Here is an 835-nt window from a genome sequence, read left to right on the forward strand (position 1 = left end):
GCTTTGAGCTGACGGATGAAGGTAGGATATTGTATGAATATATTAGAAAGGCTTGTGATAATATAGATGAGGCAGAATCCGCTATTGCTAACTCAAAAGACAATATTTCTGGTGAAATTCGTATCTGTGTTATTAGCAATTTTTCTAGTAATGTTCTAAATACGATTTTGCAAACATATAATGAGCAATGTCCGGCTGTTTCGATAAAGATAGATGTTCTAACATGGGATAATATATCTAAGATTGTTGTAAATAATGATTATGATGTTGGCATAACACCTATATCATATCGGCGCGCCGACCTCAAATATAGTTTTCTTGAGAGAGAATATCACAACATTTATTGTGGAAAAGATCATCGATTGTTTGGAGTTATGCCGGAGATTGGTTCGCTCTCAGGTGAGCAGTTCATTCTGACGGGGTCAGATGAGCCGGAATCGTTAACACGATTCCGCTTGCGACATGGACTTGGCGAGAGGGTGACCGCAAGAACCCCGAGCTTGGAGGAGGCAAAGCGTCTTGCGATTGCAGGTGTCGGCCTTTGCATTCTGCCCCAGCAAATGGTTGCTGAGGACGCAGCCAAAGGTTCGCTCTGGCCGTTAATGACGCCTTCCGACGAAGCGTCCTGCGATATCTACATTATTACAAATATCAATGCGCCGAAGAAACGGTCCAAGGATATGTTTATTCAGCTGGCTGAGGGACTTAGGAACTCCTGAGTTATCGTTGGTCGGCCAGTGATCGGCTGCATTTTTCGGGTTAGTCTTTCAAGCGGACCAAAGCTCGCGGCCAGGCTGCTGATGCGTCCGTTACCGTGAAATCCACATTGACATCG

Annotated in this window: 1 protein-coding gene; it reads left to right on the forward strand. The window is 44.6% G+C overall.

Features of this window, described 5'->3' with window-relative positions:
- Positions 1–719, forward strand: a 719-nt coding sequence (locus AC1DWF_RS33380) for a LysR family transcriptional regulator (protein ID WP_476842787.1), incomplete at its 5' end; no start/stop codon positions are given.
- Between the last annotated feature and the right edge of the window lie 116 nt (positions 720–835).

This window comes from Aminobacter sp. P4_D5 (assembly GCF_056401815.1).